Raw genomic sequence first — 23,467 nt, forward strand, 5'->3', positions numbered from 1 at the left:
GCGTCTCGTAGAGAATGTCTTGATTCTGAATTTTGCATTCTTCTTCAATCACATTAACTTACAGCACTTGAAAACTAAAGCCAAGACTTGCCCAATTATTCACATCCAAGCTATGTGAATCGGCTGCTGTAACGTTCATCTCTGTTTTGAAGGCACTAGCGTTATGTAAGTCTTGTAGCAAGGCTTGTACAACTTCTAAGGAATTTAACAATGGGCCAATTGGCCCTTGTTCGGTTGTGGAATACTTGGCAGTGTTCAAGGCGGCCAGAGTTCCGTTAAAGGGGGCAGTACTAAAAATCAGTTGGTGTTCGCACTCAGAAGCTGGCCCTGAAATCATCCATTCGGAAGCAGTATTTGTTTGGGGTAGGGTAAGGGTTTCACCTGGAGCGATGACAACTTCTTTAAGCAGAGGTTTGGTGTCTGCGGTGTTTGGTTCTTGGAGAGTTTCCCAAGAATAGAAGGCGATCGCTGTATGATTATTGTTTAATCCCAGCAAGATTAAATATACTGGGCGATCGCTCTGGTTTTCTACCCGATATTGCATTTGACTACCGATAGGGACAATCGGAGTAGGGAGTGATTTTTGAATCGAAGTTTCTGTTTTGAAAGTTCGTACTGTTTCGCGCTGCATGATAACGCGAGGCGATATGTTGTTAATTATTTCTAAGGTTGTCTTGAGAGCCAAGCGGGAAGAACCTTGATTTTCTGTCAGTCGCCATAACTTGGCTGCTAACAAGGTTGATAATTTTGGTGCTAACTTTTGCACTGTTGATTTTACTGCTTCTCCTGCTTCCCCCGTGGCATTAGAAATTAGTTCGCCACTCAGAGAAAATAAACCATAACGACTAGGTGTTTGCTGTAGTTTGGCAAATAGATAATCAGCCGGTTTTTCCCCTGCGACTACGGTGGAGACATGGGGAAATCCAGCAAAAGCACTTGTAGCGTCTACGCGCTCAATTCTTTCTAATCCAGTATCCAGAGCAATTATTAAATTAATATTTCGGGGTAAAGCCCGGACTGCTTCTTGGATAAGTTGCCCGATTTGTAGGGGATTTGCACCTTCTATTTGGGAAATTTGCGCTTTTGCTGTTAACCCAGTCCGCGATCGCAATACTAATTCTTCTCTTGTTGTTCCTAAAGTAAATCGAGAATTAACTCCGTAGTATAGCAGCACTTGTGGCGGTAATCCTGCTAACCACAGCTGGACTGTTTTGCCATCTTCTTCAATGGCTGTCACTGCGCCTTCTGCACCAATAATACTGTCTGGCGGTAGAGACGTTAAATGTTGATTTTTTTGACTACTTAATAACCCTGGTTGCTGTTTACTACCCAATTTGGATAGAGAATTTTCCATATACGAGAGGGCGACTTGAATTTTGGTATTTGGGGTGAATTCCCACAAATACTGCGTCAAGGCGTAGGTAAATAACCCAGCACTAAAACCAGAAAAGAGTTCTTCCCTCGCCGACTGCTTGGGATTTGAGGTAGCTGCTAAGACAATCGGCGTGCTGGGTAACTTCTGAGTTTTAAGTTGTTGAAGAAAGTCGAGTTCTTCTGCTGCTAGCTTTGCCTCTACTGATTCTGGAAGGGCACGACTTTTTAATCCTAATACTGGGGTTGGCGCATAATAGCTAGTATCTAATACTGCTGTGACTCGTTCTGTAGGGAGCGATCGCAATAATAGCAGTAAAGTTTCTTCTAATATATAGTTGACTATTTTCTCTTCTTGTGGAGCAAAACTGGCATTAGCTGTCACCAGAGCATTTTGCATTGTCTCTGGCGATGTTTCCAATTTGACACGGCTGCCATAACCGCTAAAGTGGAAGAAGACCAGATCATCGGGTTTAGCTTGATTGCTCAAGCGATCTAAAAAAGCCGTCTCAATGAATTCCCTACTAGCTTCTTCCTCAGTTAAGGTTAGGATATCTGAGCCTTGGAAACCAAAGCGATGAATCAAAACTTCTCTTTGTAGTTCCACATCTGTCAGACAACCACTGAGGGCTGGAATTTTTGGGTATTGGTTAATACCAATTAACAATGCCAACTTGCGCGGACTGGGTTGTGCCAAAGCTTGATAATAGCGATTTCCTAAAGACAACCACTCAGCTTCAGTTATGCCCAATACCGCGAGTATTGAGCCAATTCTCTCTAAAAACGTGCGACGTTTCATAATTAGCTATCAGCCCTCAGCCATTCAGTTAGCAGCTTACAGGGCTGAACTCTGTATTGTAAAGTTACAAAAATCTGGGGAGCGGAGGGGCAGGGGAGAAATCAATTCAAAATTCAAAATTCAAAATTCAAAATTCAATCCCCATGCCCAATGCCCAATGCCCTAAGCCGTTACTTCTATACGCATTGCCCGTGCTAACTCTGCTGCTACCTCTGGACGAGAAAATTCTGGTGGAGGTAACTCACCGCGCCGCAGCATTTCCCTAACTTTTGTCCCTGATAGGTGAATGCGTTCTTCTGGCCTGCTGGGACTGGTTTTAGATGTTGCCATCTGCTTAGTGCGCGTGCAGTAAAAAGCGTGTTCAAATTTCATTGGCACAATGCCTAATTCGCTTGGCGCAAATTCATCAAAGATATACTGAGCATCATAAGTGCCATAATAGTCACCAACACCAGCATGATCTCGTCCGACGATAAAGTGAGTACAGCCGTAGTTTTTACGGACTAAAGCATGGAATATGGCTTCACGAGGCCCAGCATAGCGCATTGCGGCGGGATTAATTGCCAAAGTTACCCTGTCTAAGGGGTAGTAGTGTTCCAGCAAAATTTCATAGCAGCGCATCCGTACATCAGCGGCGATATCATCTTCTTTTGTCGCCCCGACTAATGGGTGCAAAAATAGACCATCAACAGTTTCTAAGGCGCACTTTTGAATATATTCATGGGCGCGGTGGATGGGGTTGCGAGTTTGAAAACCGACGATAGTTTTCCAACCCTTGTCTTGAAATAGTTGCCGTGAAGCAACTGGATCGATTTGGTAACTGGGAAACTGGGGATGAGGTTCGCGTTGCAACAACCAAATATCACCCGCCAGATGTACGCTACCTTGGTTATAGAGTACCTGTACGCCGGGATGATTGACATCATTAGTACGGTAGACTTTTATTGCTTCGCGGATTTTGTCGTAATGATATTTTTGCGTAAGTTGCAAAACTCCGATAAATTCGCCTTTGGAGTTATCCAGACGGATTAAGCCGCCTTCTTGCAACGGGGAAGCTACTTCTTCGCTTACCGATAGTGTAATCGGAATTGACCACACAAGACCGTTAGCTAATCGCATTTCTGTCACAGTGCGATCGTAGTCTTCTTGGTTCATAAAACCCGTCAGCGGACTAAAAGCACCGATCGCAATCATTTCTAAATCGGAAACGGCGCGATCGTCAAGTTGCACTCGTGGCAAAAAGTCAGCTTTTGAGAGAAACTCTGCTCTTTGTTCTGATGTGGCGATACGGTTAACCAACTGTCCACCGTGGGGGGCTATGGCATCTGGATTGTGACTCAACTTAATCCCCTCTCTGCTTTTACTGTTATTGTTTCAGATTATGTACTAACTTATCAAATGCTGGTACGTAGAGAAAAATAGTTTAGGCATTGGGTACAAGAGGCAGAGGAGCAGCACTTCGACTACGCTCAGTGACCGAGGGGTATGGGGCAAACTAAATATTAAAAGCGATCGAATCCGAGTCCTTAGCCTTACCTTTTCCCTAGATGATAATCTCGATCGCGCAGATCAAACCTTCTTCAAAAACCTTTAGATTTTCTCCTAATTCCCTCAGAATTTATACCAGTAATGAGTAAAGGGGATCGATGACATTCGCTTGCTGCGAAGCACCCATCCCCGAATAGCTGCCCAGATAATGAACCTGGAATCTATAGTCCGGTATCTAATCATCCCAGTATCGGCCGAGATATGTCGATTGTCACTGGGATAGATACTGATTTAGAAGATATCTACAAAAATATAGGTACACAATTACTCTTTTTCAACGCTTCTTCCATTCCCCATCGCCAACAGTGCTGTGCCGTAAGCTGCTTCTGTGTACGCTGACGCTACTACAGGAACCTGCAAATGACGCGCCCTAATTGCAGTCCAAGTATCATTCGCCGCACCACCACCAGCTGTATAAACACGACTCAATTTGTCTGCTCCCATTTGTTGTAATAATTCATACCCTCGGCTTTCTATGCGGGCAATGCTTTCTAACAACCCATGCAAAAATTCTACTGGGTTATCTGGACGTGGTGACAAACGTGGGGATAGATTGGGATCGTTAATCGGAAAGCGATCGCCTACCTTCAACAACGGATAATAATCTAACTCGCTGGCAATTGAAGCATCAATCTCCCGACTAAGGCTTTCTAACTCAAGGTTTGTGAAAAATTTCTTTAGTACTGCACCGCCAGTATTAGAAGCACCCCCAGTCAGCCACAAATCCCCCAACCGATGGCTGTAAATTCCATACTTGGCATCTTCTTGACGAGTACGACTTAACAACTTTAGTACCAACGTTGAACCAAGAGAAGTCACGGCTTCACCAGGTAATTTTGCCCCACTGGCAAGAAAAGCGGCAATACTATCGGTTGTACCTGCACACACCAGACAATCATGGCTTAAACCGAACTTGTCCGCAATTTCAGGACGTAATTCGGCAATGGGAGTCCCAGGAGTTAAAACTTTGGGTAGCTGAATCGGTATTTCTAGCTTTTGTAGCCATTCTGGGTATTTCAACTCTTCTACGTCATAACCTAGCTTTAAAGCATTATGGTAATCGCTAATACCCAACTGTCCATGCAGCAGAAACGCCAGCCAATCTGCTTGATGCAGGAAATATCTAGCTTCATTAAAAGAAGGTAATTGTCTCATCCACAAAAGTTTGGCTAGGCTAGAGGTGGCACTCAACACAGTATGATTGGAGGGTGCAATACTCCTCAAATGCTCTAGTACTAACGATCCCCGTGCATCGTTATATAGCAATGGTGCATCTACAGGGTTGCCAGCAGCATCGACCAGCAAGACGGTAGAGGAAGTACCATTAATTGCGATCGCTTTAATTTCTCGCCGCAATTGATCGGGTATTTGTTCCACCAACGCAAACAAAGCCTCCTGCCAAATTTTTGGCGTAACGGCATTTGGTGAGCTATCGAAGGGATATCGCACCTCTCTCTGAATACAAGAGGCTTCCTCGTCAATCACCACACCGCGTCCGCCAGATGTGCCGAAGTCGATACCCAGATATAAATTCATAATTTTTATAAATTTTTTTAATGGAGAATAAATAAGAACTACTGACCAATAACTGCTTTTGTTGCATCTTGTAACAAGATATTCCACAATTCTGGCAAAACAAGGAAAAGTAGTAAACGAACTGTTCAAAATCAATTCAGGTTAGGAGGTTTTCAGCCATGCCTATCTTAGATACTCTGTACATCGCTCAAGTGTCTTCCATCTCAGATACTCAAGTCTACATCGCTCTAGTTGTAGCCTTGATCCCAGGAGTTCTGGCTTGGCGATTAGCCACAGAACTTTACAAATAACGCTCCGATGTGACACAGTTAAAAAGCTAATAATCCTGGCAGTACGGGGTGCAATTTCCAGACTTTATGGCTTTATGTCACAAGTACCTAGAAACCTTGCACTTACGTAAGCCAGGTTATTTTTTAACTAGTGCGACACTTGTAGCTATTTCAAAAAAATGAAGTAATATGACAGCTAAATCAAGCATTCAGGAGTGCTGGCATCTAAGTGCTGAGTGCTGAGTTGGAAATCTCACTAAGCACTCATAACTCATAACTCAGCACTCTTGATAGTACTTCCCTTCACTAAGCGAGGTTATCTTTTAGCATCATGAACGCGATTCAACCCTCCAGACCCCCGTTACAACCTATACAAAAACGCCGGGTCATTTCTCGACCAAAGCGGCATCTTCGTCAACGTTCTTACAAGGTGATGGCACTGGAAAGCACAGCCAAAATAGCGGTCAATCTTGTGATTACAGCCGTTGCAGCATCTGCCTTAACACAACTCTTGCCTTATCATTGGTTGCAGCAAGAAAAATTGCGAGAAATGAGTACTGAAGTCAAGCTGATGGAAGGACACGTCAATGGTTTACAGGCGGAATTTAGCCGTAACTTTGATCCCCAAGAAGCTAAAATTATCAGACAACGACAAGGATACCGATTCGATCCCAGCCAGCGTCAGATCGTGTTGATGAATCAAGATCGCCGAGAAGATGAGCAAACAGACTCGTCACCCTAAGACAAATGGCGAATTTGGGATTATTTAGGTTTATTGTGATTTAGGCTACGTCTAAACCGGGTGTTAATTTATATTATTGCTAATAAATAATGGTTAATAGCTAATTTTTGAATAGCTATATAGTTATCATCTATTAGTTATTAGCGATACAGCGTCACTAAACTCTAGTTCAAAATTAATCAATTATTTTGAATTTTAAATCCCCCAGAAGAACTAATCTACCAATTAGGACGCTGATTGAGATAGTAACTCGTCTAACCAATTTTCGAGTTGTAAACGCAAGCGACAACCAGTAATATCCTTATCATTGTCGAGAGAGGGTAGTTGAGTGAGGGCGCGACGATAATCAGCGATCGCACAATTCCAGTCGCCCCAAAGATGGTAAGTCCTGCCGCGTTCAGCCCAGATATGACCTTCTAGTTGACCTAAAAGCAGTGCTAGCTCAAAATTCTCAATTGCCACCTCGTATTGCCCCAAATCGCGCCAGGTAATGCCTCGATTAATCCACGCCCGAACATAGTGAGGTTTCAAATCAATCGCTCGATCGTAGTCGGCAATTGCTATTGCTAATTCTCCACAAGCTGCGTAGTAATTTGCGCGGTTATTATAAGCACTAGCCAAATAAGGATTAAGTTTAAGGGCGGTATTATAATCGGAAAGCGCTTTTTCCCTTTCACCACTTTGGAAATAAATTAACCCTCGGTTGTTGTAATCAACGGCATTGTCGGGATGGCGGAAAATTAGTTGGCTTAAAAGTGCGATCGCTTCGGTATAATCTCCTTGTTGAGCCAACCTCAAAGCACAAGAGCGCAAGTCGCTATCCCCAAAAATATATTCGCTGCGATCGCTTTTCCTTTGCTCTTGAAGTTTGCTTGTAGTATTTAGAACATACTTGTATTGGTTACTTCGCTGGTCATCGTCAGCTAAAAATGAGTAAATATTCATCTTTCCCTGCTTGAAATCCCTGCTTTTTTAAATAAAAATCTAATTTTTTAAGGCTGGTGGTTTTACCACCATCTTTATTTTCAAGGTACTTATGGTTACTTGAAGCCATCTGAAGACTGAGATTTAAACTACTCACACCAGTAGAAATCTACCCCTTAAATAAACAATTGCTCCTCAAAGCTATTCATAGATACTCGATCCCGAAGATGAATTCCAGAAATAGCAGACGTTAATCTTAAAGACTAGTCAAGTAGTGAGAGCAGCAAATTGGTAGAATGCCAACAAGCCATTCATTTAGAGATGAGAACAGAGGAGACGGGGACTGGTGGCAAGGAAAATCAGGGAGATGAGAGAGACAAGGGAAATAATAATCCCCAATGCCCCATGCCCCATGCCCCATGCCCAATGTCCAATGCCCCATTCCCAATGCCCAATGCCCCATTCCCTAAATTCAATTTTTAAATTTTGAGAAATTTCCCGATGACAACTGCAATTTCCTATCCCAATGCCCCTGATTTAGCAACCGATGATTACATTGCAATCGGCTTGGCAACCTGCTTCGTCAAAGAAGATGGAGAAGTTTATCAAATTGAAGTTATAGAACCGATTCCCTCTGCGGCTTTGGAAGCGCTTTTAAAGGGCATTCCTACCTCCTATAAGCTGGCTCATGCCACAACTTTGGGATCTGTACTGGATGGCGATTCACCACTGTTACCAGATGGCTTTCCAGAGTCGGCTCAGTTTGGAGAAGAATTTGTACCACGGGTATTTGCAGCAGCTCGTACCTATAAGCGTCGTGAATCTGCAAAATCTCTGATTCCCTTGGGTACAAACTACACTGAATTTAAATATTCAATTGAGCGGAAACGAGTTTTAAATGCCGCCAGAGTTGTCACCAAAGAAGACAATATTAAACAGCATTCTCACACTCACAAAGTGCTTTAAGTCATTATGCTAAAACTTTACGGTGGCGCTCGTAGTCGAGCGTCAATTGTCCACTGGTATTTAGAGGAATTAGGAATTCCCTACGAATTCGTTAAGCTTGATATGCAGGCGGGTGAACACCTCCAGCCTGCATATTTAGCAATCAACCCATTTGGTAAAGTCCCAGCAATTGTTGATGGAGATTTTCAGCTTTGGGAATCTGGGGCAATTTTGCTATATCTTGCTGATAAGCACAGTAAAACTCCACTTTCACCAGAGGAAAATGCTGTATTTTCCCAATGGGTGTTGTTTGCCAATGCTACCCTTGGCCCAGGGATTTTTGTAGAAGCAAATCGGGAGCGGGAAATGCCCCGCTTGTTGACTCCCTTAAATGAAATTTTCAGTAAGCAACCTTTTTTACTTGGCAATGATTTCACTGTCACTGATGTAGCAGTGGGGTCTATTTTGAATTACATTCCCATGATACTAAAGCTAGACCTCAGCCCCTATCCAGCGGTGTTGAACTATATGAAGCAGTTATCTGAGCGTCCGGCATTTCAAAGAAGTATTGGCGGACGGACTTAAAATAATTCGTAATTCGTAATTCGTAATTCGTAATTGAATTTTTAACTACGAATTACGAATTACGAATCTTTTAACGATAATTTGTAAATTGTAAAGCAACTGGGTAGTCTTCTTGTTTTAGTCGCTGCATGACTACTTGTAAGTCATCTTTAGATTTAGCAGAAACCCGCACAGCATCCCCTTGGATTGAGGCTTGTACCTTTTTGAATTCGTCGCGAATCAATTTGGAAATTTGTTTGGCGATTTCCTGACTGATGCCTTTTTTGAGTTTGATTTCTTGACGCACGCGATTACCACTGGCTGATTCAACCTTGCCAAAATCAAAGATTTTTTGGGAGAGGTTACGCTTGGCAGCTTTTTCTCGGAGAATGGTGTGTACAGAATCTAAGGTAAACTCGCTGTCAGTACTAACGTTAATGCTTTCTTCGACTAACTCGACAGTAGTTTCAGTGTCTTTGAGGTCGTAACGACCTTTGATGTCTCGGATAACTTGATCGACAGCGTTAACCAACTCTTGTCGGTCAAAGTCGCTCACAATGTCAAAGGAAAAAGTAGAAGCCATAAAACATTTTGGATTTTAGATTTTGGACTTCGACTTCGCTCAGTCGAACGATTTTGGATTGGGAAAACTCTTCCCCAGTCGCCAGTTTCCATGCCCCAATTAACTAGTAGCTTGGACGATACTCAAGAAAAAGAGAGTGGCACAGCCAAGTATGCCAATAGCAAACATGAGCGATCGCAAAAGGGGTATATTCAAAATATAAAAAATCGAGTATAGGAAACGAGCCACTACAAAAGCGATCGCCGCTACTTGGGCTGTAAAAGAATTTACACCAGTTACATAAGCCATCAATGCGGCTGCGGAAAATATCATAAAGGCTTCAAAGGTGTTCTGATGTGCCCAAGTAGCCCGTTGGGCATAAGGTGGCAATTTATCAAACATGGCGCGAGGAGTAGAAAACATTTCATAACCAATACGCGCACGGGCATAAGCTACTAGCAAAAATGGCACATAAATGAGAAATGCAGCAGCAGCGATCGAGTACAAAAAAATTATCATTACTTATTAGTCGTTGGTTATTAGTCATCAGTGAGCCAGCGCGGTCTTGGGGGTTTCCCCCATGAGTGACTGGCGAACCCGTAAGGGTCATCAGTCATCGGTCATTAGTCAAATACAAAGGACAAATGACAACAGACGAATGACAAATGACTAATCAAAGTAGAAAAGCGTCACCACTTTTCTTTGTTCTTCTGCATCTTGACAGGTTTGCAACAGGGTGCGACTGTCATGAAACGCAAAGCAAATTAATTGCTGGCAACGAGAAACAATTTCTTTGTTGCACAAGTAACTAGCTTCAGCAAGAGACAAATTATCATTACTGGGATTTTCGACTAGATGCATTACCTGTTCTAGTTGCTGGCGTGATTCCAAAGGCTGGCGTTCCAAGCTTTGGGGTAGAATCACCGTCAACAAATTTGCATCAGCCCGTGTTGCTCCCTTGATGGCAGCTGAATTTGTACCTGTAGCACCAGAAGTAATGATTCGATTACCCGATAAAACTAGGGCATAAGTCATCATTTCAATAAGATTCTGATGCGTAATCGGGACATGACGAGAACCGAGCAAGGCAATTCTTTTAGAACCCGTTTGCTGGATTGTCGCCAGTTCTTGCGCTAATGTATCGAGGTTAATAAGGTCTGTTGATTGGCTCAAAGATGGGGATAATCAGATTAAACGACCCAGATATTTTACCAAACAGCGTGTAGATGCGAGGAAAACTTGAGTTAAACATTGCTACTAATTTTCGGTTGTTTGCTTCAGTAACTCCATTACTTGGTTACACCAGGCTAGCCAATGTGTTTCGTAACTAATGCCATTTAGGAGAGTAAAATACTGAAATTTGGCTGTTTCTGGCAGTTCTTGCGGATTCTGAAAGTAACGCTGTTCTAAGTTATGGTACGTAGACAATTTTTTTTGATGGGCTTTTTGGTGATTTTCTAGCTCTGCCAAGATGGTTTGGTTAGGAACAATATGACCAGCAAAAATTTTTACCAGTAAATCATCTTTAATCGGTGTGGGTTCACAAGGTTGAGCAATCCACTCTTTGAGGTGCTGTTCTCCCAAACCTGTAACGCTGTAGAGCCTTTTATCTGGCCGCCCTGCTTGAAGAATCGACTTGGAACTGAACCAGCCTTGATCTTCTAGCTTCGCCAACTCCCGATAAATCTGCTGGTGACTTGCTGACCAGAAAAAGCCTACAGAGCCATCGAATCGTTTTGCTAAATCATACCCACTACAGGGTGCGTCAACCAGAGCCGCTAAGATTGCGTGCACTAATTTGCTACCTTGTATTTTTATCGGGCTTGTACTTTGGTTGGCTTTGTGAAGGTAAGAAAAAAGTGTATTGCTTGATGGCAGTTGTTCGTTTAGCTTTGGCTTGAGTGCATAAATCAACTTGGCTTCAAGAGTTTTCAGAATGGAAGGATCTACGCATTGTAGCCAAGCTAACTTGACATTTCCCAAATCAATGAGTTCTTTAAATCTATGATGTGATATCCAACGACGTGCAAGATCAGCAGTTCTGCCTATGTAGAGAATTTCCCCAGAACCAGAAATCGCGAAATAGATGGCTGGACAGTCAGGGAGATCAGCTTTTTTCTCCAATGGAAGCGAGGGTAGTTTCAGGGGATCAATTGCCGTTAAATCCATTTTTTCCTAGTTCCAGTGACTTCTATAGCCATCACTAATAAGACTCCACTGAATTCCTTACTTCAGTAGCTTCAAATCATCCGGGATTCGATCCCGGATGATTTACTCCTTCTGTCTCCTGCCTCCTGCCTCCTTCAATACACTTATGAATCTAAGACAATGCCGCTGCGGGAGTTAAACCTAGTTTGGATAACAAGCGGTCAATGTCAAAATGCTGGGACATCAACTGGCGAATATACTGAACCTTAATCGGCTCGTGAACGCGGACTTGACCAAAAGTGCGGTCAACAATTCCTACAGTAGTGAGGGTATCTAAGTCAACAGACAAAATGGGGATTTCTAGTTCTTCAGCGCGACTGAGAATGAACGGTGGGGGTGGTAGTTGCCCGGTGAGAATTAAACATTGGGTAGAAGTTTCTAAAGCCGCTTGCTGAATTTCCACCCGATCGCCTCCTGTCACCACTGCCATATTCCGGCGTTTGCGGAAATATTTTACAGCTGAATTGACATTCATTGCTCCAATTGCCAGACTTTCTACCAACAAATCCATGCGATCGTTGCGACAGAGAACGTCAGCCTTTAACTGTTTGACTAGTTCGCCAACACTCACACTGCGGAGCAAATCGCTATTCGGCAGCATTGCTAGCACTGGAATACCCTGCTGTTCCAAAAATGGTACTATGAGGGTTTCAACCGCTTCTAGTTGGGTGACAGGGATATCATTGATCGCAACTCCAATCAAGCGATCGCCCAGACCCTGCTTTGCAGTCAATAGCGCCTCAACCGAAAGCAAGGATTTATAGCGGGCTACTAACAGCACACCAGCATCCAATATTTCAGCCATTTGCAGCAAAGACAAGTCAAACAAATTGCCTTCGGACAAATTACCAGGCCCCTCCAATAACACTAAATCTCCTTGAGACTTATGTAAATATTGTTGTATTAGGGACTGCTGATAATCGGTTTTGTCTTCCCCCCGCAAGCGCTTTTGCACATTTGGTTCATCCAAAGCCAGCATTGTAGGTGCAACGCGGTTTTCCGGCAAATTGAGGCTAAGAGCGATGAACTGGACATCTTCCTCAATTACGGTTCCACCAGACGAATTGAAAGACGTACCGAGTGGTTTACCGTAGCTAATATCCAGACCTTTTTGCTGTAGCTGATGAGACAAACCCAGAACAGTTGCAGATTTACCGCTGTAATTCTCGGTCGATCCAATCAGCAAATATTTAGGGGATTTTGGCACACATGCACTCCTAATTTCAAAAGTCAGAAGAACCCAGCTAGGTGTTTCCTAATTCTAGTTCCTTCTGGCAAAAGCCTCCCGCTCTCACAAATTAAGCTTTCCCAGAATTACCTTCTGATTGCACATGCAGGGGAGCCACTTATGGGTAGGCTTTTCAGATCAGACCAATTTTTTGGGTTTTGGAACCAATAAAGATTGTCTGAAACCTTAAAACTAGGTTCAATGCCTTCTAGGTTTCTAGCTGTTCCAGTTCCCGACTACGGGAGTTGGCGATGTTCTATGCTACTAAAGTGGTGACTTATCCCAAACACTCTGCTTCTATAGTTACGTTAAATCGATCGACTATTAGTAGTATTTTATTTGCTAAAATTTAGCTCGTAGATACGTATAAGATACAAGAGTGGTAATGAAAACTACCCATAATTAAGCTAAAAACCTTTCTTCGCTAAGTAAGATTTAGGTTTAAAAAAAGAGGTATTGATATGAACACAAACTTAGAAGAATTTTCATATCTCTGGGAGGACTCTGATTGGGCACTCTTAAAATTCAATGCTTCACCTTCAGAAAAAGAACCAAGATATGCAATTGTAAACACGAAAACTAAACATGGTTTGTTAGTTAGTGATGATACTCTCTATCAGGATCTCAAAGAAACTATGCGTAAAAAAGGAGTTCGTGTTGTCTCATGTTTATGATGTCTAGATAAAAATCAATTATTCGTGGATTAAAAGAAAAATGCACACACATAGACAAAATGAAAGACACATAGTGTCTTTTGGATCGGTTGGTATGAGTAGTTATGGGTAGGTGCAATGGAGTTTTGGGCTGATTTAGCTCATGATTTGATGCGTATCAAGCCCAGTAAACTACCCTATTCTCAGAAGGGTATACGTGCTATGACTATTATCCAGTCTGCTTTGTAGCCACTTGATCGCCCCTTCGAGTGAGTACTGTTAACCGTTGATCCATTAAGGAAACGTAACCATATTTGTGCATTTGTGCCGATTTTTCCAAGTACTGCGATCGCAGGCAAAATTATTCAATAATTTCCTTACAAGCCCAACACCTGCATTGATTTTTCAAGAACTTCTTTGGGACGGAATGGTTTAGTTAGATATAAGTCTGCACCAACCTCAATTCCTTTTTGTTTATCAAATTCCTGTCCCTTCGCTGTCAAAATTATAATGTAGATATCAGTAATTTGTAGGTCGTGTTTTACAATATGGCAGACTTGTAGACCATTCATTTTTGGCATCATCACGTCAAGAAAAACCAGGTTTGGTTTTTCAGTTTTGATTGTTTCGAGAGCTTCTTCTCCATTTCTAGCAGTTAGAAGCTCAACACCCTCATCTTCTAATGCTTCTAAGGCTTGTTCCATCAAAATTAAGATATTGGGTTCATCGTCAACAATTAGAATTTTCTGGGTCATGGGGATTGGTGATTGAGGATTGGGAAGTGGGGATTGGGCATTGGGAATTCAAGATTGGGGATTAGAATAATTCTTTACCATTCCCCAGTCTCCAATCCCTAGCAATTACTGTTCAGACAACATAATAAAAAATACATTTTCCAACTCCTTCTCAAACCGTAGAGTTTTCACCAAATCGGCTTCTTGAGAGAAGATAGAATCGATGATGATCATGTCAGGTTTGGCTGACAAGGCTTTATAAATGCATTCTTGCGGATCGGAGGCTTCAATCACGCTGTATCCTTGAGTTTGCAGTACATCTGATAGGGTTTTTAAGGCTGATGCATTTTTATCTACAACCAATACCTTTTTACTAGAAGTGCCTTGGTAAAGCAGTGAGCCAATTTCGTTGAGGAGTTTTTCTGTATCAATCGGCTTAGTGAGATAGCGATCGATGCCAATATGGTAGCCCCGTTCTTTGTTTTCAATAATTGACAGAATGATAATTGGAATGTCTGCGGTCTGAGGATCGTTTTTGAGAACAGCTGCCACATCGAAGCCGTTGATTTGGGGCATCATCACATCCAAAAGAATTAAATCGGGACGGGATATTTTGATTTGATGAATTGCATCCATGCCGTCTTTTCCTTCTCGAACGTTGTAGCCTTCGTTTTCCAATTGTTGACGCAGGAGTTCTCGAATGTTAGCGTCATCATCTACAACCAAAATGGTTTTACGGTTTTGGTTCAACACAGCGCTTTTAGTGATGACGTGTTCTTTGAGTTGTTTGACAAGCATATCCAAATTCAGATTAGCAGTGGTTTGTCGATCGCAGGCGTAGGTGGGAATGATGAATGAGAATATGCTGCCTTTACCTGGTTCACTCTCAACCCAGATTCTACCGCCGTGATGATCGACAATTTGTTTACAGATGGGCAGTCCTAACCCAGTCCCTTTGGGTTTGTCGGTGAGGGTGTCACCAACTTGGCGGAATTTCTCGAACACTTTCGGCTGGTCTTCAGGTGCAATCCCAATGCCTGTGTCGATGACGCTAATGCAAACACCGTCGTCTCCTTGCTTAACGCGGCAGGTGACACAACCAGATTCGGTAAATTTAACGGCATTAGAAATCAGATTGATTAAAACTTGCAGTAGACGATTGCGATCGCCTACTATCTGAGGCAGTTCAGGTTCAATTTCGCTGACCAATTGTAAGCCGTTGGTTTCAAACAACCCAGCAGTAGAATTGGTTGCCCAATCCAGTAATTCGCTGGGATCGATCGGCTGCATTTGCCATTCCACCTTACCTGCTTCCATCTTGGCAATGTCTAGGACATCGTTAATCAAAGACGTAAGCCGTTCTGCTTCCGACACAATAATGTTGAGATTGTCAGCCACCCGCTTAATCGTTTTCTGAAGCTTGCGGTCTTCGGTAGAAATCATTGGGAACACATCGGTTTCCAGCTTTTCTTGAATGATCGACGCAAAACCGAGGACAGAAGTCAGTGGCGTTCGCAGTTCATGGGAAACTGTTGAGATGAAATCGGTCTTCATCTGGTCGATTTCCTTTTCTGCCGTCACATCCCGAATTAGCAGCGCCGAACCGAAGCAGGCAGCGGGTTCTGAATTTGCCGTCTTTTTGAAAATGGCGGTTGCCACTGCCTGACCAATGCGTTCTTTGGTCAGTGCAACTTCGGCAGAGAACACCTCACCGGGATGGGATTGAGTTCGTGCAACCAGTTCTGGTAAACCAGATATGGGTAATTCTCGGTAGTGACCGTTGACGGCGTTAGCTGTCAATTCATACATAGCTAGAAAGGCAGGATTGAAGTGGGTGATTTGTCCGGTGATATCTGTCACCAACAAACCATCTGCTAAATTATCTAAAATGGCATTTAACCCCTGCGCTTCTGATAGGGTATTTTGCAAGGCAGCCGTCCGCTCTATAACTCTGGTTTCCAGTTCTTGATTCAGTTGCCGCAGAGCGATTTCTGCTTGTTTGCGAACAGAAATATCGGTATTAATTTCTAGCATAGCGCAGGGTTGACCGGATAAATCTCGTTGCAAAGTCCAGCGGCTTTGAACAGTGATAGGTTTGCCATCGCGTGTGATGTGTTCCAGTTCTCCTTCCCAAGTACCCTGGCGGAAAAACTCCGATCGAATTTCTTCTAAAAGTTTTGGAAAGGTTGATTTCAGAAATGCGTGAATGTATTGGTCTTTCACTTCCTCACGCGTCCAACCGTAGAGCCTTTCGGCACCCTGATTCCAGTAAGAGATTTTGTCGCTCATGTCGCGGACAATGATGGCATCGCTGGAATGATTCAACATATCCAATAAACGTTGATTTTCAGCTTCTGCTAGCTTGCGATCGTGAATATCGCTGCAAGCGCCAATCCATTCCCGAATGCTGCCGTCTTCTTCTAGTACGGGGGCACCACAGACAGAGAAGTAGCGGTATGTGCCATCCTTGCCACGCAGCCGATATTCGGTTTGGTAGATACCTCGGTTTGCCACAGCAGCATTCCAAACTTTTGTAGAACTGGCACGGTCATCTGGGTGAATCGGATCGAGCCAGCCCCAACCTTCAACTTCAGCTTCGCTCTGCCCCGTATACTCAATCCAGGTGAGCATTTCCTTGCTGATTCCCAGTCCTTCTGGGGTAGCTCCCCAGACAATCTGTGAAGTAGCAGTTACTAAAGAGCGATATCGTTCTTGAAGACGCTGATTTTCGGCTTCTGCCTGTTTGCGATCGTGGATATCGGTGCAGGTGCCAATCCATTCTCGGACGCTGCCATCAGCTTCTAGGATGGGGGTGCCACAGACAAAGAAGTAGCGGTGTGTGCCATCCTTACCACGCAGCCGATATTCGGTTTGAAAGAGACTCTGATTTGCCACAGCAGCACTCCAGGCTAGGGCGGTGCAGCTACGGTCATCGGGGTAAATCGGATCGAGCCAGCCCAAACCCTGGATTTCATCTGCACTCTGACCTGTGTACGCTAACCAAGTAGACATTTCACTGCTCACCGCCTTTCCTTCTGGGGTAGTCACCCAGACAATTTGCGAACTGGCAGTCACCAAAGAGCGAAACCGTTCTTCGCTCTGTTGCAGAGTTTGTTCTGCTAGCCTGCGATCGTGAATATCAGTACAAGTACCTACCCACTCCCGGATACTACCGTCTTCCTCTAAGAGAGGAACACCACAGACCCAAAAGTAGCGATAAGTGCCATCTTTGGCACGAACCCGATATTCAACTTCATATAGGCTGCGATTGTTCACAGCGGCACTCCAAACTTCGGCAGTGTGGAGGCGGTCATCTGGATGAACGGCATCAATCCAGCCCCAACCATCGGCTTCGGCTACACTCTGACCTGTATAGGCTCTCCAGTTCGACATATCTGCCTTTTGCATTCCTTCAGGAGTGGTAATCCAAACCATTTGGCAAGTAGCTGTCACCAGAGAGCGATAACGTTTTTCCAGATACTGATTTTCGGTTTCTGCTAGTTTGCGATCGTGAATATCGGTGCAGGTGCCAATCCACTCCCGGACGCTGCCATCTTCTTCTATAACGGGCGCACCCCAGACCCAAAAGTAGCGATAGTTGCCATCCTTGCCACGAATTCGGTATTCAATTTGATACATACTCAGGTTTGCCACGGCAGCACTCCAGACTTCTCCGGTATAGGCGCGATCGTCGGGATGAACGGCATCAATCCAGCCCCCATTTTCCGCTTCAGCTAGACTTTGGCCTGTATAGGCTATCCAGCTTGCCAGTTCAAAGCAAATTCCCTCTGGTGTGCTTATCCAGACAATTTGTGTATTAGCTGTTACCAAAGAACGGTATCGGGCTTCACTCTGTTTCAGTATTTGTTCGGTATCTTGGCGTTCCTGCTGGACGCGTCGAAGGTAGCTGATGTCCTCTACACTACACCAGATCAGTTGCTCTCCATCTTTCTCAATCATCTGCCCTGAAATCCTCACCGGAACCAGATGCCCGTTTTTGTGGATGTACTCCTTCTCATAAGGTCCATAGCGACCAGTTCGTTCCAAATCTTCTAGGCAAGATTGCTCTGTAGCAGCATATTTTTCTGGGGTAATCTGCCAGTAGGTGAGATTCAGAGTTTCTGGAACAGTACGCCCCAAAATGGCAGCATAGGCAAAATTGACGCTAATTAACGTCCCATCTTTTCGGCATAGTGCTAGCGCAACAGGACATTGTTTAAATAGCTGACTATTGTATTCATCCAGTTGGTTAAACATGATTGAGGTTTCTTTAGTGGCGTATTTGGGTAGGGTTAGAACAACAGAACCAAGACAACAAAGTGGCGTAAAGCTTTAACGAAATTGGGTGGTGTTGAAACATCTGATAAAGTTGATCGGGTGATGCACTTTCCACATCTGGACTGTGCTGTGAAAGCCGCTGGATCAGTTGAGTATGGCGGATCAGCAGATCCGTCGGTTTGAGCATTGGAGCTGTTGATGGAATGAAGCCGTCGGTATCGGGAGTAGGGGATGATTCCGTTGTGGGAGTTGGCAAGGCAGAGGTGCTATTTTGTTCTTCAGCAGCGTCTGCCAATGCACAATTTATTGGAATCTGAATCCAGAATTCTGTGCCTTCACTCGGTTGAGAACGACACTTCAGCATTCCCCCATGTTTGTCTACAATAATTTGGTAGCTGATTGCCATGCCTAACCCAGTTCCCTTACCAATATCTTTCGTGGTGAAGAAGGGATCGTAAATGCGGCGAATTACCTCCTCCTTCATTCCTGGGCCGTTGTCGGCAATGCGAATTACAACCCACTGGTGGTCAATGGCTATGGTACGAATAGTAATTTGGAGATTGGGAGCTGGAGATTGAGGATTATTTTTGAGTCTCCAATTTTCCATGCTTTCTTCCAAAGCATCAATGGCATTTGCCAAGATGTTCATAAATACCTGATTCAACTGTCCGGGATAGCATTCAATCAGAGGAAGTGTTGCATAGTCTTTAACGATTTCAATTGCCGGACGATGAACATCTGCTTTCAGGCGATGGTGAAGAATCATTAAGGTTCCATCGATGCCATCGTGGATGTTCACGGCTTTCATTTCAGCTTCATCATGGCGGGAGAAGTTTTTCAGGGATTGGACAATTTCGACGATGCGACCTGTGCCCAGTTTCATCGAATCTAGCAGTTTGGGAAAATCCTGGATGATAAATTCCAGGTCTATATTGTCTAACTCTGATTCCAGTTCTGGAGGAGCAATAGGTAGAAATTTCTGATACTTTTCCAACAGGTGTAACAAGTCTTTAGTGTATTCGGCAACATACTTTAAATTGCCGCAAATAAAATTAACTGGGTTGTTGATTTCGTGGGCAACTCCAGCAATAAGTTGTCCGAGACTGGACATTTTTTCGCTTTGGATTAACTGAGTTTGAGCTAATTGCAACTCATGGAGAGCTTGCTGAAGCTTCTGTGTTTGGGCTTTTGCCTGGAGAGCTACTTGAGTGCTTTGCTCGTAAAGCACAGCTTTGTCAATAGCGATCGCTGTTTGAGAGGCAAAGATACTCACCAGTTTCAGGTGTTCAGCCTTGTATGAGTCAGTTTTGACCGTTCCGATGGCGATCGCTCCCAGTACCCGCTCTTTGGCTCGTAACGGTACACAAATCATTGCACTAACGTTTTTTTGCCCCTCTAATCGCGGATCGGCTTGCACATCATTGACGAGTTCGGCCCGGTTGGATTGCACAATGCTGCCGATAATTCCCTTACCAGGTTCTGGCTGACTGTGGTCAAAAAACACTCCAAATTCGGCAATGATTTCAAACGCAGTTGCATCTCGATTCAAAAGCAAAATCATCCCCGCAGATGATTCAATTAATTGACTCAATTCTTGAAGCACAAGTTGGGCAATCTGTCGCGTATCTAAACTTGTTGTCAGTTGAGTCGAGATATCGTCAAACAAATCAATTTCCTGATATCGCTCTAACAATTCTTTGGCGAGTACTTTCTTCTCAGCTTCCTCCTTTGCCAGAAATGAGAGCAAATTTGCAAGTATAATTGCCTGTTCTTCTCCAACAACCCAACCGATGATTTCTCCTGAAACCTCGATTGGATAACGGTTTTCTACTGTTTGCTCTCCAATACTAATTAGTTTCGTGCCGTCTACTAGTTCAACATCAATTGCGATGTTGAACTGATAGACTAAGTTATGAATAAGAGATGGCAACTCTTTTTTGTTGAACATCTTTCTAAGGCTAAGTGCGGGCATGAAACACCTCATCTAGAGCAGGTTGCAAATTTCTCACAATCAGTGTTGGTTCGTTGGCGTAGTTTCTCATCGAGAAAAATACAGTGTATTGCAACCTCCTGCCACCTTCAACGTCGCTATCCATACTCCTTTGCATAAGCAAGCTAGAGCTACCATCTCCCAAGAAGAGAGGAATTTTCATACAAATCTAGGGATATAACAGTTTAGTAATTAAGGCTAGTTTTCCCAAAAACCTTAGCGATATAACAGCGAAGTCGAACGGTAGCAAATACCTTTAAACTCTTTACCAGAGGCATTTTTCTGTTCTTATAACTCGCTTAATATTTGATAGGTTCTAAAATAACTATAAATAAAAACTTATTAATTAGATAAAACCATAGATTGTTATCTATGGTAAATTCATGTCTCTTGTTACTACTCCTGATAAATTGGGAATTAGCTTTTTTGAGTATAAAAGTTAGCGTATTTATGAGAGTAGAATAATCGCCTTTAGTGTACCAAAAGAAGCTGCGATCGCAGCTTCTTTTGGTGATTTTAAAAAGTATTTAGGTAGGTGCTAGTTTTAGTTAGATCCGAGAGTAGCGAAAACGAAGTCTGAGTAGCCGTAGCCAGCGTAACCACATTTGTGCAGGTTGTTCAAAGAAAGTAAAAATATCACCGAAACCCAAATTAGTTTTGTGATGATGTAACCAGTGTCTTTCAGGAGTAGTAATAAATAGAATTTGGCATAAAATATTTACAGGCTTTGAAGTTTGCCAACCCAGTACACTTATATGTCTCCACCATACATGTAATTGACCAAGCAGTAATCCAGAAATCACGCCAATAGGAGAAAAAGACCACAGGACTACTGCTATAAGTACATAAGGCAAAGCTCCCAAGATACCATCTAAAAGAACCTGGGGATTAAAAGTCAAAATAGCGTAGTGGCGGAAGTCTTTCTTCCAGGAGTGGTGCGTTTTTAAATGAAGGCTACCAAAAACGTGCTCGGGTACGTGGTAAAAGAATGTAGATAGAAAATCGCCAACAAACAGTAACAACCAAGCAACAGCGATAGCCTCAAGCATTTGTACTCCTCAAGAATAATTAAGAAAACTCCACAGAAAATATGCAAATGTCATGCTGTAGGCGTAGACACCTGTTTTGCGCTATGCAAGTAGCACCTGTGTCTCTCATGAGTCTACCCTCCAGTTAATTTGGCTCAGAGTATATGTAATTGGATCAGTTGCAGTTTCATGAATCTTCGATCCTTAATGCAGTCAACAGCAACTTGTAAGAACCTCCAATTTGACTTCTAGCTCTGGGTTAATGGTATTAATACCTCTAAAACCCGATGTAAATACAGTACTTTACTATAGTTACTACACAATCTTCTTACTAAGGCATACAGCATAAGCAAAGGTTGAGTTAAGCTTGGTAAAAATTTAGGTTAAGGATTTCTGCAATATTGTTAATTCTAAATTTATTGCAATTAAGCTTGAACGATGACTCAATTTATAACGATCTAAATAGATATTATGCCAATATCAATTGAGTTTTTTAAGTGAATCAAGTAGGTTTATAAATTAACTGAATATCTGTAAAATTTGCAGCATCTATAATTAATTAGATGCCATAGATGTTTTCTATAAATCGAGTAATAATATCGCTTTAAATTTACACTTTCAACGATTAATAAACATTAAAAAGATAGGGAAAATTTGATAATTTATCTTTATTTGCCAAGTGCGTTTGAATTTCCTTACTCTAGACCATTCGTTCGCTCAAGTTGTAGACACTGGCAACTTTATGTGTCACCCTTGTTTTGTGGTTACTGCTGCGTATAGCTTGCTACGCACAGCGAACGGGGTATGCATTAGACTACAGCCTAAGCTAAGAGATATAAAAAATTAAATGATAGAGTACCAAAGATTGATTCTTCCTTTATCATTTATAGACAAGTTAGTAAATCAAGAAAGCACACCTGCAATATTTATTTACAATGTGTCCGATTAAAAGGGTGCCTCAATATATCCAAAATTTAGGTTACTTTCCAGTTGGAAGGTAAAATCAGGATTTGAAGTTATGATTACACGATTTATCTATTTCAGTATGAACAAAAAATGGGCGGTCAAACGAATCACTATAAACCTGGCCTCAAATGAAGCCAAAAACCTTGAAAAATATTGTGAACAGACAGGCAGACCAGCAACGGATGTCATCAGAGAACTTATTCGAGCCTTGCCACTGACAAAATAAAAGTAGATTTGCGAACTATTTCACCCGTTGATTTTCAAGATATAACTATTAAAATTTGGTTGAATTGGAGGTCTTAAAGTAAGAGGTAGTAATTTTTTGTGATGATTGAGAAGAACGTAAAAATTTAATTTCTGGCACGCTGCGCTCATTACTGCGAGCGCAGCGTGCCAAAAAGAAGATAACATGAGCGCTATTATTGAGTTGCACAATGAGGAGTGAGAGAATATTTTTTTTGGTTCGGTGACTATATTGTGTCGTCATCTTCGTCAGAAAATAATCTCTAACCCATATTGTTTAAAATTTTCGCCACAAACAATAGCATTGAGGTAGCAAATATACAGCCGTGAGGATCTAATCTATGATTACTGCTCCTGCAATTACTCACATCAGAGTAAAATTGGAAACCTTTGTCCAAATCTGCACTTCTACTTTAGCTATAACTCTTCTGGAATACCGCTTTTCAGACTTGGCGTCAACGTTGGGCAGCTCAAGGCAAAGCTTGAATGAGTTCTCGAATCACGTCTATTGCTAGTTTGCCTGTCTGTTCACAATACTTTTCAAGGTTTTGAGCTTCATCTGATGTCAAATTGATAGTGATTCGCTTAAGCGCTCTTTTTTGACTGGAGGTGGTCAAACGGGGAAATTTAAGTGCAGCAGTTTTATTCATTGATTGATAAGCTAGATATATAGAAACTTTCCTTATCAAGATTGCCAATTTTGAGCTGTATTTACCAGTGAAAATCGGGATTTTGAGATTGAACTTAAGCTTTACTCCCAAAAATATTACTGAGAATATTAGGTATTAAATTACTAATACCATACGTAATAAATCTACTATCACCAAATGTAAGAAGCTTTCGGCTAAAAAGATGATGTTAGCAATGTCCTACAGTCCA

At 42.6% G+C, this 23,467-nt stretch carries 21 protein-coding genes; 6 read left to right on the top strand and 15 right to left on the bottom strand.

The window, feature by feature from the left end:
* Positions 1-58: 58 nt before the first annotated feature.
* From RMZ95_RS27395 to RMZ95_RS27405, 3 genes are all read right to left on the bottom strand, one after another.
* The gene (locus RMZ95_RS27395) at positions 59-2,170 is read right to left on the bottom strand and encodes a caspase family protein (protein WP_322686106.1); all 2,112 of its coding nucleotides are present in this window, start codon (positions 2,168-2,170) and stop codon (positions 59-61) included.
* A gap of 162 nt (positions 2,171-2,332) precedes the next feature.
* Complete coding sequence (gene sat, locus RMZ95_RS27400) at positions 2,333-3,511, bottom strand: sulfate adenylyltransferase (RefSeq protein ID WP_322674344.1); 1,179 nt, start codon at positions 3,509-3,511, stop codon at positions 2,333-2,335.
* Between the two features lie 471 nt (positions 3,512-3,982).
* Positions 3,983-5,254 carry an FGGY-family carbohydrate kinase gene (locus tag RMZ95_RS27405; RefSeq protein WP_322686107.1) on the bottom strand — a complete coding sequence of 424 codons (1,272 nt, stop codon included), beginning with the start codon at positions 5,252-5,254 and terminating at the stop codon, positions 3,983-3,985.
* A 158-nt stretch (positions 5,255-5,412) separates the two neighbouring features.
* On the opposite strand from RMZ95_RS27405, the gene psaM reads away from it, so the two are divergent.
* Together psaM and RMZ95_RS27415 are read left to right on the top strand one after the other, a co-directional pair.
* Positions 5,413-5,544: a photosystem I reaction center subunit XII gene (psaM, locus tag RMZ95_RS27410; protein WP_190912801.1), complete on the top strand. Its 132-nt coding sequence runs from the start codon at positions 5,413-5,415 to the stop codon at positions 5,542-5,544.
* Positions 5,545-5,854: 310 nt separating this feature from the next.
* Positions 5,855-6,265 (top strand): hypothetical protein, encoded by a 411-nt coding sequence (locus RMZ95_RS27415; protein ID WP_322674346.1) that lies wholly within the window; start codon positions 5,855-5,857, stop codon positions 6,263-6,265.
* Between the two features lie 225 nt (positions 6,266-6,490).
* Here RMZ95_RS27415 and RMZ95_RS27420 read toward each other — a convergent pair whose 3' ends face one another.
* A complete protein-coding gene (locus tag RMZ95_RS27420; protein ID WP_322686108.1) occupies positions 6,491-7,210 on the bottom strand; it encodes a tetratricopeptide repeat protein in 720 nt (239 codons plus the stop codon).
* Positions 7,185-7,319, bottom strand: a complete 135-nt coding sequence (locus RMZ95_RS27425; protein WP_322686109.1) for a hypothetical protein — start codon at positions 7,317-7,319, stop codon at positions 7,185-7,187. Before RMZ95_RS27425 ends, RMZ95_RS27420 begins: the two co-directional genes overlap by 26 nt.
* A gap of 371 nt (positions 7,320-7,690) precedes the next feature.
* On the opposite strand from RMZ95_RS27425, the gene RMZ95_RS27430 reads away from it, so the two are divergent.
* Together RMZ95_RS27430 and RMZ95_RS27435 are read left to right on the top strand one after the other, a co-directional pair.
* Positions 7,691-8,155 (top strand): hypothetical protein, encoded by a 465-nt coding sequence (locus RMZ95_RS27430; RefSeq protein WP_322674349.1) that lies wholly within the window; start codon positions 7,691-7,693, stop codon positions 8,153-8,155.
* Between the two features lie 6 nt (positions 8,156-8,161).
* Entirely contained in the window at positions 8,162-8,719 is a 558-nt protein-coding gene (locus RMZ95_RS27435) for a glutathione S-transferase family protein (protein WP_322686110.1), read from the top strand.
* A gap of 70 nt (positions 8,720-8,789) precedes the next feature.
* Here RMZ95_RS27435 and RMZ95_RS27440 read toward each other — a convergent pair whose 3' ends face one another.
* The 5 genes from RMZ95_RS27440 to RMZ95_RS27460 form a co-directional block, all read right to left on the bottom strand.
* Positions 8,790-9,281 carry a YajQ family cyclic di-GMP-binding protein gene (locus RMZ95_RS27440; protein WP_012411046.1) on the bottom strand — a complete coding sequence of 164 codons (492 nt, stop codon included), beginning with the start codon at positions 9,279-9,281 and terminating at the stop codon, positions 8,790-8,792.
* A gap of 99 nt (positions 9,282-9,380) precedes the next feature.
* Positions 9,381-9,779 (bottom strand): MAPEG family protein, encoded by a 399-nt coding sequence (locus RMZ95_RS27445; protein ID WP_322674352.1) that lies wholly within the window; start codon positions 9,777-9,779, stop codon positions 9,381-9,383.
* A 150-nt stretch (positions 9,780-9,929) separates the two neighbouring features.
* The gene (locus RMZ95_RS27450) at positions 9,930-10,433 is read right to left on the bottom strand and encodes a hypothetical protein (RefSeq protein WP_041565591.1); all 504 of its coding nucleotides are present in this window, start codon (positions 10,431-10,433) and stop codon (positions 9,930-9,932) included.
* Positions 10,434-10,517: 84 nt separating this feature from the next.
* Positions 10,518-11,429, bottom strand: coding sequence for a helix-turn-helix transcriptional regulator (locus RMZ95_RS27455; protein WP_322674353.1), 912 nt, complete (start codon positions 11,427-11,429; stop codon positions 10,518-10,520).
* Between the two features lie 151 nt (positions 11,430-11,580).
* Complete coding sequence (locus RMZ95_RS27460; protein WP_322686111.1) at positions 11,581-12,675, bottom strand: phosphotransacetylase family protein; 1,095 nt, start codon at positions 12,673-12,675, stop codon at positions 11,581-11,583.
* A 482-nt stretch (positions 12,676-13,157) separates the two neighbouring features.
* Between RMZ95_RS27460 and RMZ95_RS27465 the strand changes: the two genes are divergently transcribed.
* On the top strand, positions 13,158-13,370 hold the full coding sequence (locus tag RMZ95_RS27465) for a hypothetical protein (protein ID WP_322674355.1): 213 nt from the start codon (positions 13,158-13,160) through the stop codon (positions 13,368-13,370).
* Between the two features lie 356 nt (positions 13,371-13,726).
* On the opposite strand, the gene RMZ95_RS27470 is transcribed toward RMZ95_RS27465, so the two are convergent.
* The 5 genes from RMZ95_RS27470 to RMZ95_RS27490 all read right to left on the bottom strand — a co-directional run bounded on the left by RMZ95_RS27470 (position 13,727) and on the right by RMZ95_RS27490 (position 21,400).
* Positions 13,727-14,104, bottom strand: a complete 378-nt coding sequence (locus RMZ95_RS27470) for a response regulator (RefSeq protein WP_322686112.1) — start codon at positions 14,102-14,104, stop codon at positions 13,727-13,729.
* A 105-nt stretch (positions 14,105-14,209) separates the two neighbouring features.
* Positions 14,210-18,340, bottom strand: coding sequence for a PAS domain S-box protein (locus tag RMZ95_RS27475; protein WP_322686113.1), 4,131 nt, complete (start codon positions 18,338-18,340; stop codon positions 14,210-14,212).
* A gap of 13 nt (positions 18,341-18,353) precedes the next feature.
* Positions 18,354-20,333 (bottom strand): ATP-binding protein, encoded by a 1,980-nt coding sequence (locus RMZ95_RS27480; RefSeq protein ID WP_322686114.1) that lies wholly within the window; start codon positions 20,331-20,333, stop codon positions 18,354-18,356.
* A complete protein-coding gene (locus RMZ95_RS27485) occupies positions 20,320-20,457 on the bottom strand; it encodes a hypothetical protein (protein ID WP_322674358.1) in 138 nt (45 codons plus the stop codon). Before RMZ95_RS27485 ends, RMZ95_RS27480 begins: the two co-directional genes overlap by 14 nt.
* Positions 20,458-20,899: 442 nt before the next feature.
* Complete coding sequence (locus tag RMZ95_RS27490) at positions 20,900-21,400, bottom strand: fatty acid hydroxylase (protein WP_322674359.1); 501 nt, start codon at positions 21,398-21,400, stop codon at positions 20,900-20,902.
* A 1,024-nt stretch (positions 21,401-22,424) separates the two neighbouring features.
* Here RMZ95_RS27490 and RMZ95_RS27495 point away from each other — a divergent pair.
* A complete protein-coding gene (locus tag RMZ95_RS27495) occupies positions 22,425-22,571 on the top strand; it encodes a ribbon-helix-helix protein, CopG family (RefSeq protein WP_094348756.1) in 147 nt (48 codons plus the stop codon).
* Positions 22,572-23,467: the final 896 nt, after the last annotated feature.

The organism is Nostoc sp. DedQUE07, assembly GCF_034530975.2.
Lineage (GTDB): Bacteria > Cyanobacteriota > Cyanobacteriia > Cyanobacteriales > Nostocaceae > Nostoc.

Excerpts from the sequence above, each read along its gene's own strand:
- RMZ95_RS27490 (WP_322674359.1), bottom strand. The coding sequence starts at position 21,400 with ATGCTTGAGGCTATCGCTGTTGCTTGGTTGTTACTGTTTGTTGGCGAT.
- RMZ95_RS27485 (WP_322674358.1), bottom strand. The coding sequence starts at position 20,457 with ATGGATAGCGACGTTGAAGGTGGCAGGAGGTTGCAATACACTGTATTT.
- RMZ95_RS27405 (WP_322686107.1), bottom strand. The coding sequence starts at position 5,254 with ATGAATTTATATCTGGGTATCGACTTCGGCACATCTGGCGGACGCGGT.
- psaM (WP_190912801.1), top strand. The coding sequence starts at position 5,413 with ATGCCTATCTTAGATACTCTGTACATCGCTCAAGTGTCTTCCATCTCA.
- RMZ95_RS27480 (WP_322686114.1), bottom strand. The coding sequence starts at position 20,333 with ATGCCCGCACTTAGCCTTAGAAAGATGTTCAACAAAAAAGAGTTGCCA.
- RMZ95_RS27465 (WP_322674355.1), top strand. The coding sequence starts at position 13,158 with ATGAACACAAACTTAGAAGAATTTTCATATCTCTGGGAGGACTCTGAT.
- RMZ95_RS27495 (WP_094348756.1), top strand. The coding sequence starts at position 22,425 with ATGAACAAAAAATGGGCGGTCAAACGAATCACTATAAACCTGGCCTCA.
- RMZ95_RS27445 (WP_322674352.1), bottom strand. The coding sequence starts at position 9,779 with ATGATAATTTTTTTGTACTCGATCGCTGCTGCTGCATTTCTCATTTAT.
- RMZ95_RS27470 (WP_322686112.1), bottom strand. The coding sequence starts at position 14,104 with ATGACCCAGAAAATTCTAATTGTTGACGATGAACCCAATATCTTAATT.
- RMZ95_RS27455 (WP_322674353.1), bottom strand. The coding sequence starts at position 11,429 with ATGGATTTAACGGCAATTGATCCCCTGAAACTACCCTCGCTTCCATTG.
- RMZ95_RS27425 (WP_322686109.1), bottom strand. The coding sequence starts at position 7,319 with ATGGCTTCAAGTAACCATAAGTACCTTGAAAATAAAGATGGTGGTAAA.
- RMZ95_RS27415 (WP_322674346.1), top strand. The coding sequence starts at position 5,855 with ATGAACGCGATTCAACCCTCCAGACCCCCGTTACAACCTATACAAAAA.
- RMZ95_RS27475 (WP_322686113.1), bottom strand. The coding sequence starts at position 18,340 with ATGTTTAACCAACTGGATGAATACAATAGTCAGCTATTTAAACAATGT.
- RMZ95_RS27395 (WP_322686106.1), bottom strand. The coding sequence starts at position 2,170 with ATGAAACGTCGCACGTTTTTAGAGAGAATTGGCTCAATACTCGCGGTA.
- RMZ95_RS27440 (WP_012411046.1), bottom strand. The coding sequence starts at position 9,281 with ATGGCTTCTACTTTTTCCTTTGACATTGTGAGCGACTTTGACCGACAA.
- RMZ95_RS27420 (WP_322686108.1), bottom strand. The coding sequence starts at position 7,210 with ATGAATATTTACTCATTTTTAGCTGACGATGACCAGCGAAGTAACCAA.
- RMZ95_RS27435 (WP_322686110.1), top strand. The coding sequence starts at position 8,162 with ATGCTAAAACTTTACGGTGGCGCTCGTAGTCGAGCGTCAATTGTCCAC.
- RMZ95_RS27430 (WP_322674349.1), top strand. The coding sequence starts at position 7,691 with ATGACAACTGCAATTTCCTATCCCAATGCCCCTGATTTAGCAACCGAT.